We start from the raw sequence: 14,879 nt of genomic DNA, 5'->3' as shown, positions 1-14,879 counted from the left end.
TTGAGACCTCACGGTAATGGACAGGAAGCACAAAGCATCTTTGATGCCAGCTCAAAATCCTTCCAATAAATCAACAAGATAGAACCGGGCGAATCGCGCACGGAGCAAGAAAATGTAAAGGCGTCCGACATCCCCTAAGTTGATGCCAGCTGACGCGCAAATTGCTCTTCGCTCAGTGTCGACATCAACATCGAGCCAGAAAAAAAGATCTCCCGGCGCCCAAGCGCTCGGGAGATCTTCATCAGTACGCGAGTGGCTTAACGCTGCGCGATCGGCTTGACGTCGCGGCTGGTGGCGCCGACGAAGAGCTGGCGCGGACGGCCGATCTTGTACTCCGGGTCGCCGATCATTTCGTTCAGCTGGGCAATCCAGCCCACCGTGCGGGCCAGGGCGAAGATGGCAGTGAACAGCGGCACCGGGATGCCGATGGCGCGTTGCACGATGCCCGAATAGAAGTCGACGTTCGGGTAGAGCTTGCGGGCGACGAAGTACTCGTCTTCCAGCGCAATCTTTTCCAGCGACATGGCCAGCTTGAACAACGGGTCGTCGTGCAGGCCCAGCTCGTTCAGCACCTCATGGCAGGTTTCGCGCATCAGCTTGGCGCGGGGGTCGTAGTTCTTGTAGACGCGGTGACCGAAGCCCATCAGCTTGACGCTGCTGTTCTTGTCCTTGACCTGCTTGATGAACTCGCCGATCTTGGCCTCGCCACCCATCTGCTGGATGTCGCTCAGCATGTTCAGGCAGGCCTCGTTCGCACCGCCGTGAGCCGGGCCCCACAGGCAGGCCACGCCCGCGGCGATGGCTGCAAACGGGTTCGTACCGGAGGAGCCGCACAGGCGCACGGTGGACGTCGAAGCGTTCTGCTCGTGGTCGGCATGCAGCGTGAAGATCCGGTCCATCGCCCGCACCAGCACGTCGTTGGGCTTGTAGTCTTCGCAAGGCGTGGCAAACATCATGCGCATGAAGTTGCCAGCGTACGAGAGATCGTTCTTCGGATAGATGAAGGGCTGGCCGATCGTGTACTTGTAGGCCATGGACACCAGCGTGGGCATCTTGGCGATCAGGCGGATCGCCGAGATCTCGCGGTGCTCCGGGTTATTGATGTCGGTGCTGTCGTGATAGAACGACGACATCGCGCCCACCAGGCCCGTCATCACGGCCATCGGGTGGGCATCGCGACGGAAGCCGCGAAGGAAGAACTGCATCTGCTCGTTGACCATCGTGTGGTGCATCACGCGGTCTTCGAAGCTGGCCTTCTGGTCGGCGTTCGGCAGCTCTCCGTACAGCAGCAGGTAGCAGGTCTCGAGGTAGTCGCAGTTCACGGCGAGCTGCTCGATGGGGTAGCCGCGGTACAGCAGCTCGCCCTTGTCGCCATCGATGTAGGTGATGGTCGAGTTGCACGAGGCTGTGGACAGGAAGCCCGGGTCGTAAGTGAACTTGCCCGTCTGCGCGTAGAGCTTGCGGATGTCGATGACATCCGGTCCGACCGAGCCCTTGTAGATGGGCAGATCCATTTGCGGACTGCCGTCAGAGAACGACAGGGTGGCTTTGACTTCAGACGGGGTCATGGTCATTCCTTTGGGGTTCCGGGGTAATGCTTAACAAAATTCAGGTGACGGTCCGGAGCAGGCTCAGGACCTCTTGCACATCGGCACGAACGAGTTCGCCTTCAGGCTCCTTGCGGCGCAGCAGCAGATCGAGCAGATCGTTGTCAGACAGATCCATCAACACTCGCAGGCCTTCCGCCTGAAACTCGGTCAGTGACTCGGCATGGCGATTGAAGAAGCGCTCGATGAAGAGATCGTTCTCCAGCAGGCCCCGCCGGCAGCGCCAGCGCAGCTTGGACAGAGACCTCTCGTCGATCAGCGTGGCTTCCATGTTCGCCATGACTTTTCTTTGCGCTGATCAGACCGCGCGGCGGACCATCAGTTCCTTGATCTTGCCTATCGCCTTGGTCGGGTTCAGACCCTTGGGGCAGACGTCGACGCAGTTCATGATCGTATGGCAACGGAACAGGCGGTAAGGATCTTCGAGGTTGTCCAGGCGAGCTGCCGTGTCTTCGTCGCGGCTGTCCGCGATGAAGCGGTAGGCCTGAAGCAACCCAGCCGGGCCGACGAACTTGTCCGGGTTCCACCAGAAGCTCGGGCAGCTCGTCGAGCAGCTCGCGCACAGGATGCACTCGTACAGGCCGTCCAGCTCTTCGCGCTCCACCGGCGACTGCAGGCGTTCCTTGTCGGGCGGCGGGTTGTCGTTGACCAGGTAGGGCTTGATCGAGTTGTACTGCTTGAAGAACTGCGTCATGTCGACGATCAGGTCGCGCACAACGGGCAGGCCCGGCAGCGGCTTCAAGGTGATCACGCCCGGCAGCGTCAGCATGTTGGTCAGGCATGCCAGGCCGTTCTTGCCGTTGATGTTCATCGCGTCCGAACCGCAGACGCCTTCGCGGCAGCTGCGACGGAAGGACAGCGTCGGGTCGACCGCCTTCAGCTTGACCAGGGCGTCCAGCAACATGCGCTCGTGCCCATCCAGCTCGACCTCGAGGGTCTGCATATAGGGCTTGGCATCCTTGTCCGGGTCGTAGCGGTAGATCTGGAAAGTGCGCTTCATTTCATCAATCCTTTAGAACGTCCGGACCTTCGGGGGCACCGATTCCACCGACAGCGGTTGCAGGTTCACCGGCTTGTAGTCGAGGCGATTGCCTTCCGAGTACCACAGCGTGTGCTTCATCCAGTTCGCGTCGTCGCGGTTCGGATAGTCGTTGTGCGCATGCGCTCCTCGACTTTCAGGGCGGGCGGCAGCCGAAATCATCGTGGCCTTGGCGGCCTCGATCAGGTTCTCGACTTCCAGCGCCTCGACGCGTTCGGTGTTGAAGACCTTGGACTTGTCCTTCAGGCCAATGCCACCGACGCGCTTGGCGACTTCAAGAATGTTCTTGACGCCTTCGTCCAGGCTCGCCTGGGTGCGGAACACACCGGCATGCTTCTGCATGGTCGAGCGGATGTCGTTCGCCACGTTCTGCGCGTATTCGCCGTTGCTGCGATTCTCCAGGGCCGACAGGCGGGCCAGGGTCAGGTCGGCAGCGTCCTTGGGCAGGGGCTTGTGGCTCTTGGTCTTCAGGTTGAAGTCGACGATGTGGTTGCCCGCCGCACGGCCGAACACGATCAGGTCCAGCAGCGAGTTCGTGCCCAGGCGGTTGGCGCCGTGCACCGACACGCAGGAGCATTCGCCCACGGCATAGAGGCCGTTGACGATGTCGTTGTGCTTGCCGTTCTTCGGGATCACCACCTGGCCATGGATATTGGTCGGGATGCCACCCATCTGGTAATGGATGGTCGGCACCACGGGAATAGGTTCCTTGGTGATGTCGACGTTGGCGAAGTTGTGGCCGATCTCCAGCACCGAGGGGAGGCGCTTGGCGATGGTGTCGGCGCCCAGGTGGGTCATGTCGAGCAGCACATAGTCCTTGTTGGGACCGCAGCCGCGACCTTCCTTGATTTCCTGGTCCATCGACCGCGACACGAAATCGCGCGGTGCCAGGTCTTTCAGCGTCGGTGCATAGCGCTCCATGAAGCGCTCGCCATTGGCGTTGCGCAGGATGGCGCCCTCGCCTCGGCAACCCTCGGTCAGCAGCACGCCGGCACCGGCCACGCCGGTCGGGTGGAACTGCCAGAACTCCATGTCTTCCAGCGGGATGCCGGCACGTGCCGCCATACCGAGGCCGTCGCCGGTGTTGATGAAGGCGTTGGTGGAGGCCGCAAAGATGCGGCCTGCGCCACCGGTGGCCATCAAGACCGTCTTGGCTTCGAGGATATGGACTTCGCCGGTTTCCATTTCCAGCGCCGTCACGCCCACGGCATCGCCATCGGCGTCACGGATGATGTCGAGCGCCATCCATTCAACGAAGAACTGCGTGCGGGCCTTGACGTTTTGCTGGTACAGCGTGTGCAGCAAGGCGTGGCCGGTACGGTCGGCCGCGGCGCAGGCGCGCTGCACCGGCTTCTCGCCGTAGTTGGCGGTGTGGCCGCCGAACGGGCGCTGGTAGATCGTGCCGTCCGGGTTGCGGTCGAAGGGCATGCCGAAGTGCTCAAGCTCGTAGACGACCTTGGGTGCTTCACGGCACATGTATTCGATGGCGTCCTGGTCGCCGAGCCAGTCGGAGCCCTTGACGGTGTCGAAGAAATGGTAGTGCCAGTTGTCCTCGCTCATGTTGCCGAGCGAGGCGCCGATGCCGCCTTGCGCCGCCACGGTGTGCGACCGGGTCGGGAAGACCTTGGACAGCACAGCCACGTTCAGGCCAGCCAGCGAGAGTTGCAGCGAGGCGCGCATGCCGGAACCGCCGGCACCGACGATCACCACATCGAACTTGCGTTTCGCGAGAGTCGATCCAATTTGCATTTTCAAAGTCTCCACAGCACTTGGATCGCCCAGCCGGCGCAACCCACCAGCCAAACCAGGGTGAAGATGTGCAGCGCAAGGCGCACACCGACCGGCTTGACGTAATCCATCCAGATATCGCGCACGCCGACCCAGGCGTGGTACGCCAGGGAGACGATCAGGGCGAATGTGATGACCTTCATCCATTGCTGGCTGAAGATGCCTGCCCAGCGCTCATAGCCGAGCGGGCCTGGCAGCAGCACCTGCACCAGCAGGACGATGGTGAACAGCGCCATCAGGAGAGCCGTGACGCGCTGGGCCAGCCAGTCGCGCAGGCCGTACTTCGCACCAGTGACGATGCGCTTGGAACCGAAAGTTGTCATTGTGTTTTGCCTCGCGAATGCTGGGTGGCAATCAGTACAGGCCGAAGAGCTTGGCGCCCAGGGCAGCAGTGAGCGCCAGGCTCAATGCCAGCGTGACGACGGCCGAGCTGCGGCCGAATTCCTTGGTGACGCTGTGCGTTGCGTCCATGTAGAGATGGCGCACGCCGGCGATGAAGTGGTGGAGGTAGCTCCAGATCAGGCCCAGGCAGGTGAGCTTCACGAACCAGGCCGGCACAATGCCGATGCCAGCCACAAAGGCATTGGTGAAACTGTCGTAGGAGATCTCGGACGTGAGGCTGGTGTCGAACATCCAGATCACGAAGGGCAGCAGCGCGAACATCACTATGCCGCTGATACGGTGCAGGATGGACACGTAGCCTGCGAGCGGCAGACGGTATTGCAAGGCGTCGACGAGACGCATGGTCCCGGGCCTTTGTTTTGGAGTAGCAGCCATGCTGTTGCCTTCTTTGTAATTCGAATGAAACCCAAGGATTTTATTGCAACGCAACAGCGCCCAGACCCGCTTGGCGCGTGTTGCGTACCTGATGAATGCCGAGGGTCAATTCAAGTCGTTGCGATAAAAGTGCGTTGAAGTGTTGTACAAGCCGCGGCGCAGCTCCACGGGCTTGTCGCCATAGGTGAATGAGAGCCTTTCGACGCTCAGCAAAGGCGTGCCGACAGCCACGTGCAGGAGCGCCGCAGACTCCTCATCGGCCGCCACCGCCTTGACCTTCTCCTGGGCACGGATCATGTGCACGCCAAACTCCGTCTCGAATAATCCATAGAACGGCCCGCGATGCTTGTTCAAGCGCTCGGTGGTCAAGCCCTTGAACAAATCACCAGGGAGCCAGATGTCGTCCAGCACCACCGGCTTGTCCTTGCCATGCAGCAAACGGCGCACTTCGACCATGGGGTCACCCGCACGCATCTGCAGCTGCTTGGCAATCCAGGCCGGCGCACGCTGGCGCTTGCAGTCCAGCAACTGGCGCCCCAGCCCCGGTTCCTGACCTTCATCGGGCATCAGGCGCAGGAAGCGGTATTGCTGCTGCTGCTCGGCATGGGTGGCAACAAAAGTTCCCCGCCCCTGCCGGCGCACGAGCAGATTCTCGGCAGCAAGTTCGTCAATAGCCTTACGCACCGTGCCCTGGCTGACGCCATAGCGCTGGGCCAGTTCGATCTCGCTCGGTATGCCCTCACCCGCCTTCCACTCACCGCCTTGCAGGCCGGCGATCAAGAGGCTCTTGATCTGGCGATAGAGCGGGCTGAATGAGGGCCCGGCATCGACCGGGCTCGATGCGCTGGCTGGTGCAGATGAAGACAGGGGCTCGCGCGGCATGGCCGGCATTCGAGCAGAAACCCTGAGTCCCGTCCACCCTCTGATGCCTGACATCTTCTATAAGACACAAGAGTGTCGGATTTGTGCGATGCAACACGAAGAATCGGTACGCAAGATCGCTTAAACGGCCGTGTCGACTACGGGAATGCCCGGACTCTGACCTACACTTTGCGACTGCCCCACCGGCAGCCGGCCGCACAGAACGTTGATGCGCCCTGAGCTCGCCAACCGAACAGATTTTCATTTCCAACCTTTCGGAGAGAGTCCCATGAGCAAGAAACCCGTTCGCGTCGCCGTCACCGGCGCTGCCGGCCAGATCGGCTACGCCCTGCTGTTCCGCATCGCTTCCGGCGAAATGCTGGGCAAGGACCAGCCGGTGATCCTGCAGCTGCTGGAAATTCCCGACGAGAAGGCCCAGAACGCGCTGAAGGGCGTGATCATGGAACTGGAAGACTGCGCCTTCCCGCTGCTGGCCGGCATCGAAGCCCACAGCGACCCGATGCAAGCCTTCAAGGACACCGACTACGCCCTGCTGGTCGGTTCGCGTCCGCGCGGCCCGGGCATGGAGCGCGCTGAACTGCTGGCCATCAACGGCGCCATCTTCACGACGCAGGGCAAGGCGCTGAACGCTGTCGCTTCGCGCAACGTCAAGGTGCTCGTGGTCGGCAACCCGGCCAACACCAATGCCTATATCGCGATGAAGTCGGCGCCTGACCTGCCGGCCAAGAACTTCACCGCCATGCTGCGCCTGGACCACAACCGTGCCGCTTCGCAGCTCGCTGCCAAGACCGGCAAGGCCGTGGCCGACATCGAGAAGCTGACCGTCTGGGGCAACCACTCGCCCACGATGTATGCCGACTACCGCTTCGCCACCATCGGCGGCGCCTCGGTCAAGGGCATGATCAACGACGAGACCTGGAACCGCGAAACCTTCCTGCCTACCGTGGGCAAGCGCGGCGCTGCCATCATTGCCGCTCGCGGCCTGAGCTCGGCGGCCTCGGCCGCCAATGCCGCCATCGACCACATGCGCGACTGGGCCCTGGGCACCAACGGCAAGTGGGTCACGATGGGCATCCCGTCTGACGGCTCCTATGGCATCCCCAAGGAAGTCATGTTCGGCTACCCGGTCACCTGCGAAGGTGGCGAGTACAAGATCGTCCAGGGCCTGGAAATCGATGCCTTCTCGCAAGAATGCATCAACAAGACCCTGAAGGAACTGACGGACGAACAGGACGGCGTCAAGCACCTGCTGTAATCAGCTCGCGGCGTGAGCGACACTGAGGGCCGGCCATGCCGGCCCTTTTTATTTCTGATCCGGATCGAATGAACGCAGCACTTCATCCCCGCCAGGCCTTGTTCGACGAAGGCGATGCCGCGACCCTGCTTCCCGTGGTCGACCACTACTGCGGCGTCGAGGCGCGCATGCGCAAGAGCCTGGAACTGCAAGCGCAGATGGGCCCGGTGTTCGACATCACGCTGGACTGCGAAGACGGCGCACCCATCGGTGGCGAGGTCGAGCATGCAGCCCTGGTGGCCGAACTCCTGAACAGCCCGCTGAACAAGCATGGCCGCGTCGGCGCACGCGTTCATCCGCTGGACCACGCCTCGTTCGAGGCCGACGTCGATGCCCTGATCAGCAAGGCCGGCGCCATGCTCGCCTACCTGATGGTGCCCAAGCCGCGCAGCGCGAATGAGGTGGCACAAGCCTGTGACTTCATCGATGCCACTTGCGCACGGCATGGCGTCAAGCAGCCGCCCGTCCACACGCTGATCGAAACCCATGGCGCCCTGCGCGAGGTGCAGCAGATTGCCGCGCACCCACGCATTGAATCACTGTCCTTCGGCCTGATGGACTTCGTCTCGGCCCACCGCGGTGCCATTCCACGCAGCGGGCTCACGGTGCAAGGCCAGTTCAACCATCCACTGGTGGTTCGTGCCAAGCTTGAGATCGCCGCAGCAGCGCACGCCCACGCCAAGACACCATCGCACTGCGTGGTCACCGAGTTCAAGAACGCTGCTGCATTGCAGGAAGCAGCGACAAGGGCAGCGCGCGAGTTCGGCTACACGCGGATGTGGAGCATCCACCCCAACCAGATCCAGCCCATCATCGATGCCTTCGCGCCCAGCGTGGCCGAGATTGACGAGGCCGTCGAGATCCTGCAGGCGGCGCAAGCGGCGCACTGGGCGCCGATCCAGCATCGCGACAGCCTGCACGACCGCGCCAGCTATCGCTTCTTCTGGCATCTGCTGCAGCGCGCGCACGGCACCAGCCAGCCCCTGCCGGTCGAAATCCGGCAAGCCTGGTTCGGGACGGCTTGATACATCGCTTACCGGCTCGCTGATGGCTGGGCAAATCCTTTTCGCTATGCTGGCAAACGCTAGCTCATGCACCACGCTGGCGCGCCGACAATCGCTGCAACTTTCTGCCGTACCTATGAACATCAAGCTTCGCGCCCTGAGCACCCTCTCCCTCGGCCTGCTGGCCTGCTTCGGTCTGGTGAGCGCGGCAAGCGCCGCAGCCGCCGTTGAGAAAGCCAAGCCGGTCAATCGCCTGGTTGCCAAGGCCAAGCCGCAAACGGCTGTAGCGCCGCTGCCGCCGGACGAGCCCATGGTGCTCAGCGAAGAGCAGATGGCTGTGGCGCCACGCGTTCATCATGGCGATGTGCCCTGCGAGTTCAACCAGAAGGTCAGCATCACGCCCCACCCGGACCAGCCCGGCCGCTTCCATCTGCGCTTCGGCAAGATGGTCTACATCATGGCGCCCGAGCCCACCACTACCGGCGCCGTGCGCCTGGAAGACAAGAAGGCCGGCGTGGTCTGGCTGCAGATTCCGACCAAATCCATGCTGATGAACAGCAAGATCGGTCAGCGCATGGTGGACGCCTGTGTCCATCCGGCGCAAGTGGCTCAAACAGCCGTGCCGGCCGCTGCAGACTCCGGCATCGGCATCACGCCGGGCACCAGCATCGCCCCTGCTGCACAGGCCACCGCCGCCAACCGCTGAACAAGCCGAGGTAGTGTGCAAGAAGGAGGCCCGCGGGTCTCCTTTTTTGTTGCCCGAAGCTCGCGTTGGCACTTGAAGTATGTAGAATTCATACATACTTTCATCGTCATACTCGACGGAGCCCCTCATGGAAGCCACAGTTGCCGAACGCGGCCAGATCACCTTGCCCAAGGCAGTGCGTGATGCGCTGGGCCTGACCAAGGGCACGACGCTGACGGTGGAGCTGGACGGTGGCCGTATCATCCTGCGCAAGGATGTCGGCGACGCGCTCTCCCGCATGCGCGGCCGTATCAAGCTGCCCGCCGGCACCACCTCGGACGATGTGATGCGCGAGCTGCGGGGCCGAGCGCCCGGCGACCCTTATCCGCCACCCGACGAAGCATGAGCCCGACCCTGCTGCCATGATCGCCGTCGATACCTCCATCCTGGTCGACTACATCGGCGACGGCCCATCTGCGGACGAGGCCGAGACCTTGCTGCGCAATGCCTTGTCGCTCGGCCCCGTGGTGGCCTGCGAGGTGGTGGTCAGCGAAGTCGTGGCGGGCCTCGGCCACAGCGACATCGTCATGGAGACGCTGGAGGCCATTGGCATCGCCTATTCGCCGCTGGAGTTGCGCTCAGCCCTGCGGGCTGGAGAAATGCAGCGTCGCTATCGCTCCCGCCTGGCCGGCAGCACCGAGCCTCGCGAAGGTCGGCGCACCGTCCCTGATTTCCTGATCGGCGCGCACGCCCTGCTGCAATGCCAGGGGCTGATCACCCGCGACGCCGGCTTCTTCCGCGACTACTTCAAGGGCCTGCGCGTCATCGCGCCCAAACCCTGACAGTCGATCCTCTCAACCCAACATCTACCCGCCCTGGAGTCCCTCCCATGCTGCAAGCCTATCGCCAACATGTCACCGAGCGCGCCGCCCTTGGTATCCCGCCGCTGCCCCTGGACGCCAAGCAGGTCGCCGAGCTGATCGAGCTGATCAAGAATCCGCCCGCCGGTGAAGACGCCTTCCTGCTGGACCTGCTCACGCACCGCGTGCCCCCGGGCGTGGACGATGCCGCCAAGGTCAAGGCCAGCTTCCTGGCTGCCGTGGCTCACGGCGACATCAAGGTCGGCCTGATCTCCAAGGCCAAAGCCACCGAGCTGCTGGGCACCATGGTTGGTGGCTACAACGTCAAGCCGCTGATCGACCTGCTGGACGACAGCGAAGTCGCAACGGTCGCGGCCGAAGGCCTGAAGAAGACCTTGCTGATGTTCGACTTCTTCCACGACGTGTCGGAGAAGGCCAAGGCCGGCAATGCCAAGGCCCAGGAAGTGATCAAAAGCTGGGCCGATGCCGAATGGTTCACCTCGCGCCCTGAAGTCGCCAAGAAGATCACTGTCACCGTGTTCAAGGTGCCTGGCGAAACCAACACGGATGACCTCTCGCCTGCGCCTGACGCCTGGAGCCGCCCGGACATTCCGCTGCACTACCTGGCCATGCTGAAGAACACCCGCGCGGATGCGGCCTTCAAGCCCGAGGAAGACGGCAAGCGCGGCCCGATGCAGTTCATCGAGGACCTGAAGAAGAAGGGCAACCTCGTGGCCTATGTGGGCGACGTGGTCGGCACCGGCTCCTCGCGCAAATCGGCCACCAACAGCGTGGTCTGGGCCACCGGCGAAGACATTCCCTTCGTGCCCAACAAGCGCTTCGGCGGCATCACGCTGGGCGGCAAGATCGCGCCGATCTTCTTCAACACGCAGGAAGACTCGGGCTCGCTGCCGATTGAAGTCGACGTCAGCAAGCTGGAAATGGGCGACGTGGTGGACGTGCTGCCCTACGACGGCAAGATCCAGAAGAACGGCGAAACCGTTGTCGAGTTCCAGCTCAAAAGCGACGTGCTGTTCGACGAAGTGCGCGCCGGCGGCCGCATCAACCTGATCATCGGCCGCTCGCTGACCGCCAAGGCGCGCGAATTCCTGGGCCTGCCCGCCTCCACCGCCTTCCGCCTGCCGCAGGCACCCGCAGAGACCAAGGCCGGCTTCACGCTGGCGCAGAAGATGGTCGGCCGCGCAGTCGGCTTGGCCGAAGGCCAGGGCGTGCGCCCGGGCACCTACTGCGAACCCAAGATGACCACGGTCGGCTCGCAGGACACCACCGGCCCGATGACCCGCGACGAGCTGAAGGACCTGGCTTGCCTGGGCTTCTCGGCCGACCTGGTGATGCAATCCTTCTGCCACACGGCCGCCTATCCGAAGCCGGTCGACGTGAAGATGCACCGCGAGCTGCCCGACTTCATCCGCAACCGCGGCGGCGTTTCGCTGCGCCCCGGTGACGGCGTGATCCACAGCTGGCTGAACCGCCTCCTGCTGCCCGACACGGTGGGCACCGGCGGCGACTCGCACACCCGCTTCCCGATCGGCATTTCCTTTCCCGCCGGCTCGGGCCTCGTGGCCTTCGGCGCCGCCACCGGCGTGATGCCGCTGGACATGCCTGAGTCGGTGCTGGTGCGCTTCAAGGGCCAGATGCAGCCTGGCATCACGCTGCGCGACCTGGTGCATGCCATCCCGCTGTACGCGATCAAGGCCGGCCTGCTGACGGTGGCCAAGGCCGGCAAGAAGAACGTGTTCTCGGGCCGCATCCTCGAGATCGAGGGCCTGCCGGACCTGAAGGTCGAACAAGCCTTCGAGCTGAGCGACGCTTCGGCCGAGCGCTCGGCCGCCGGTTGCACGGTGCACCTGAACCCGGCACCGATCGCGGAGTACATGACCTCCAACATCGTGCTGATGAAGAACATGATCGCCGACGGCTACGGCGACGCCCGCACCATCACCCGCCGCATCAAGGCCATGGAAGCCTGGCTGGCCAACCCGCAGCTCCTGAAGGCCGACGCAGACGCCGAGTACGCAGCCGTCATCGAGATCGACCTGGCCGACATCAAGGAACCCATCCTGTGCTGCCCGAACGATCCGGACGACGCCAAGTTCCTCTCCGAAGTCGCCGGCACCAAGATCGATGAAGTCTTCATCGGTTCCTGCATGACCAATATCGGCCACTTCCGCGCAGCTTCCAAGCTTCTGGAAGGCAAGCGCGACATCCCGGTCAAGCTGTGGGTGGCACCGCCGACCAAGATGGATGCTTCCGAGCTGACCAAGGAAGGCCACTACGGCACCTTCGGCACGGCCGGCGCGCGCATGGAAATGCCGGGTTGCTCGCTGTGCATGGGCAACCAGGCGCAGGTGAAGGAAGGCGCGACCGTGGTGTCCACCTCGACCCGCAACTTCCCCAACCGCCTGGGCAAGAACAGCAATGTGTTCCTGGCCTCGGCCGAGCTCTCGGCCATCGCTTCCAAGCTGGGCCGCATCCCGACCGTCGAGGAATACCATGCCGACATGGGCGTCATCAACAAGGACGGCGCCAAGGTCTACCGCTACATGAACTTCGACCAGATCGAGGAATACGCGGACACGGCTCGCGGCGTGAGCGTTTGAGCGGGCGACCAGCCGTTCTTCATGCAAGGCCCGCAGTGATGCGGGCCTTTTTTTGACCCGGTCGACGCTCCCCGCGCATCGGGGACGGACAGGAGCGGGTCGGCGCGTGCATACTGCACCCGACCCGCTTCGGATTTCCATTCCCCAGCAAGCTCGGCACGGGTCGACCGGTGCTTGCAGAAGTGGCAGGCAGTCATGGAGCCACCAGGAAGCGTGCTGCGCGAGTTGGAGCGGGCACGCGAAACGCTGTACACCGGACGTCTCGCCGACGCCCGGCAGATTCTCGACGCCCTGAACGACAGCGTCGAGAGTGAAGAAGAACGCTTGCTGCTGCGCATCGGCCGGCTGCAGTTGGAGTTGCGCGCCAACCCGAAGATGGCCGACGCAGCCACGCTGACCGAGGCCATGCAGGCGTTGGACCAGGCCGCCGCGTATCCGGCCCAGCCGCAGATGGAAGCGTTGGCGCTGTCCAATCTCTCCATCGTGCAGTTGCGCCTGCGGCTGTATCACGCCTCACTCTCGCGCCTGGAGCGGGCGCACCTGCTGGCCGAGAAGGCAGGCGACAGCACGCTCTCGGGCCGCTTGCTGGCCAACCGCTGCTACGTGCTGCTGCAGGCCGAGATGTATGCGGAACTGGTGGCCCTGGCCGAACAACTGCTGGTGGCACCCGAACGCTTCGAGCCCCGCAGCCTGCACCATGTCTACAACAATGCCGCCGTGGCCTGCACCAGCCAGGTCGAATTGAGCTCGGAATGGTCGGAGTCCCAGGCGCTCTCGGCCTCGCCGCTTTGGCAGAAAGGCATGCGCTGGCATGCACAGGCGCTGGCCATGGCCAAGCGCGAAAACCTGGCCTTCGAGCAACTGCTGTCTTCCATCAATGTGATGCTCAGCGCCGCGCTGGCGGGTGCAACCGACATGGCCCGCCGCCATCTGGCTGAACTGCGCAAGCCCGAGGCCGCGCCGCTGATGGCTCTCCTGGACGGCGCCGAGGAAGGCTGTCAGCTGGTCGAGCTGCTGCTGGCCTGGCAGGAAGGCAGGGCTGCTGATGCCTGGGCCGCGCTGCTGAAGTTCGAGCGCGAACTCAACCCGCAGGGCGAGAACATGCGCATGGTGCGCGAGCATGCGCTGCGCGCCATTGCGCGCCTGGGCCTGGCGGCAGGCCAGCCGGAGAAGGCCGTGTGGGCCAGCCAGCAATTGCTGGTCCATCAGCGCCAGCATATGCAGGCACTTTCCGCGAGCCTCGGTCAAACCATTGACGACGCCTTGCGGCTGCAGAAGGTGCTGGTCGACAACGAAGGCCTCAGCCGCCAGGGCAACGAGCTGGAGCGCTCGCTCGCGCAGCGCAATACTGAGCTGAACCTGGCGCTTTCACGCGTGCAGGCCGAAGCCACGATCCGCCGCGCGGCCGAGGCCGCCTTGCAGCAGGCCAACGAGGAACTGGAGCTGCGGGTGCAGCAGCGCACGCAAGACCTGGAACAAGCCCTGCGCCAGCTGCTGCAGCAGGAGAAGCAGCTGGCCCTGGGCCGCGTGGTGGTGGGCATGGCGCATGAGCTCAACACACCTCTTGGCAATGCGCGCATGGGTGCTTCGGTGATACGGGAGCGCAGCGAGGAATTGCTGCAGGCACTCGAGCGTGGCCGCTTGCAAAAGCAGGTCTTGAGCGACACCGCACGCACGCTCAACGAATGCGCGGCGCTCATGGATCGCTCGCTCGATTCAGCCGGTTCGCTGGTGCAGCGACTCAAGGCCCTCTCCAGCGGCAGCGTGGCCGAGCCACCAAGTCGATTCGATGTCGTCGGGCTGGTGCGCAGCATGCTCAACGCGCGCAGCGCGGCCTTGGCCGCCCGCTCGGTCGACACCCGGATTGAGGCACCTGAGCAACTGCTGCTGGACGGCTATCCCCATGCCTTGCAGGACGTGCTCGGTGAGCTGATCGACAACGCGCTGCATCACGGCCTGGACGGCCAGCGCGGGCGCATCCAGTTCAGCATCGATCTCGAGAACAGCCTGTGCAGCCTGCGCCTGCAGGACACCGGCCGCGGCATTCCTGCCGAAGACCTGCCGCATGTGTTCGACCCCTTCTTCAGCGGCCAGCTCGGCCGTGGTGGCGCGGGGCTGGGCCTGAGCGTGGCTCGCACCTTGGTGGAAGAGCTGATGCGCGGCCGCATTGAAGTGCGCTCGCTGGGGCGCGGCGGCACCTGCGTCGAGCTGCGGCTGCCGCTGCGCAGCTGACAGGGCCGGCCGAGTCAGCGGCACGGACCCTAGGGTTGCCCCCGCTGACAGCAAGGCCGCAGCCACTAAGCTCACGCGCGCAGCAAGACT

At 63.7% G+C, this 14,879-nt stretch carries 14 protein-coding genes; 7 read left to right on the top strand and 7 right to left on the bottom strand.

Annotation, left to right across the window (positions count from 1 at the left end; genetic code table 11):
• Positions 1-257: 257 nt before the first annotated feature.
• The 7 genes from gltA to ABT392_RS06860 all read right to left on the bottom strand — a co-directional run bounded on the left by gltA (position 258) and on the right by ABT392_RS06860 (position 6,102).
• Entirely contained in the window at positions 258-1,568 is a 1,311-nt protein-coding gene (gltA, locus tag ABT392_RS06890) for a citrate synthase (protein ID WP_334276965.1), read from the bottom strand.
• Between the two features lie 40 nt (positions 1,569-1,608).
• The gene (locus ABT392_RS06885) at positions 1,609-1,878 is read right to left on the bottom strand and encodes an FAD assembly factor SdhE (protein WP_395386849.1); all 270 of its coding nucleotides are present in this window, start codon (positions 1,876-1,878) and stop codon (positions 1,609-1,611) included.
• Between the two features lie 27 nt (positions 1,879-1,905).
• Entirely contained in the window at positions 1,906-2,607 is a 702-nt protein-coding gene (locus ABT392_RS06880; RefSeq protein WP_334276966.1) for a succinate dehydrogenase iron-sulfur subunit, read from the bottom strand.
• Between the two features lie 12 nt (positions 2,608-2,619).
• A complete protein-coding gene (sdhA, locus tag ABT392_RS06875; protein ID WP_334276967.1) occupies positions 2,620-4,395 on the bottom strand; it encodes a succinate dehydrogenase flavoprotein subunit in 1,776 nt (591 codons plus the stop codon).
• Positions 4,396-4,397: 2 nt separating this feature from the next.
• Positions 4,398-4,757, bottom strand: coding sequence for a succinate dehydrogenase, hydrophobic membrane anchor protein (gene sdhD, locus ABT392_RS06870; RefSeq protein ID WP_334276968.1), 360 nt, complete (start codon positions 4,755-4,757; stop codon positions 4,398-4,400).
• Positions 4,758-4,788: 31 nt separating this feature from the next.
• Positions 4,789-5,211, bottom strand: a complete 423-nt coding sequence (sdhC, locus tag ABT392_RS06865) for a succinate dehydrogenase, cytochrome b556 subunit (protein WP_395386216.1) — start codon at positions 5,209-5,211, stop codon at positions 4,789-4,791.
• Between the two features lie 105 nt (positions 5,212-5,316).
• On the bottom strand, positions 5,317-6,102 hold the full coding sequence (locus tag ABT392_RS06860) for a GntR family transcriptional regulator (RefSeq protein ID WP_395386217.1): 786 nt from the start codon (positions 6,100-6,102) through the stop codon (positions 5,317-5,319).
• A 259-nt stretch (positions 6,103-6,361) separates the two neighbouring features.
• Here ABT392_RS06860 and ABT392_RS06855 point away from each other — a divergent pair, with 259 nt between their 5' ends.
• From ABT392_RS06855 to ABT392_RS06825, 7 genes are all read left to right on the top strand, one after another.
• A complete protein-coding gene (locus ABT392_RS06855) occupies positions 6,362-7,348 on the top strand; it encodes a malate dehydrogenase (RefSeq protein WP_334276971.1) in 987 nt (328 codons plus the stop codon).
• A 68-nt stretch (positions 7,349-7,416) separates the two neighbouring features.
• On the top strand, positions 7,417-8,412 hold the full coding sequence (locus ABT392_RS06850) for an HpcH/HpaI aldolase/citrate lyase family protein (RefSeq protein WP_395386218.1): 996 nt from the start codon (positions 7,417-7,419) through the stop codon (positions 8,410-8,412).
• 115 nt (positions 8,413-8,527) lie between these two features.
• The gene (locus tag ABT392_RS06845; protein WP_334276974.1) at positions 8,528-9,097 is read left to right on the top strand and encodes a hypothetical protein; all 570 of its coding nucleotides are present in this window, start codon (positions 8,528-8,530) and stop codon (positions 9,095-9,097) included.
• Between the two features lie 127 nt (positions 9,098-9,224).
• Positions 9,225-9,482 (top strand): AbrB/MazE/SpoVT family DNA-binding domain-containing protein, encoded by a 258-nt coding sequence (locus tag ABT392_RS06840; RefSeq protein WP_334276975.1) that lies wholly within the window; start codon positions 9,225-9,227, stop codon positions 9,480-9,482.
• A 16-nt stretch (positions 9,483-9,498) separates the two neighbouring features.
• On the top strand, positions 9,499-9,918 hold the full coding sequence (locus tag ABT392_RS06835) for a type II toxin-antitoxin system VapC family toxin (protein ID WP_334276976.1): 420 nt from the start codon (positions 9,499-9,501) through the stop codon (positions 9,916-9,918).
• Positions 9,919-9,965: 47 nt separating this feature from the next.
• Complete coding sequence (gene acnB / locus ABT392_RS06830) at positions 9,966-12,557, top strand: bifunctional aconitate hydratase 2/2-methylisocitrate dehydratase (protein WP_334276977.1); 2,592 nt, start codon at positions 9,966-9,968, stop codon at positions 12,555-12,557.
• Between the two features lie 195 nt (positions 12,558-12,752).
• Complete coding sequence (locus ABT392_RS06825) at positions 12,753-14,789, top strand: ATP-binding protein (protein ID WP_395386219.1); 2,037 nt, start codon at positions 12,753-12,755, stop codon at positions 14,787-14,789.
• Positions 14,790-14,879 lie beyond the last annotated feature (90 nt).

The organism is Paucibacter sp. JuS9 (assembly GCF_044043925.2).
Lineage (GTDB): Bacteria > Pseudomonadota > Gammaproteobacteria > Burkholderiales > Burkholderiaceae_C > JAUASW01.
The sequence above is the reverse complement of the archived record's forward strand: the minus strand, read 5'-3'. Positions and strand labels throughout refer to the sequence as shown.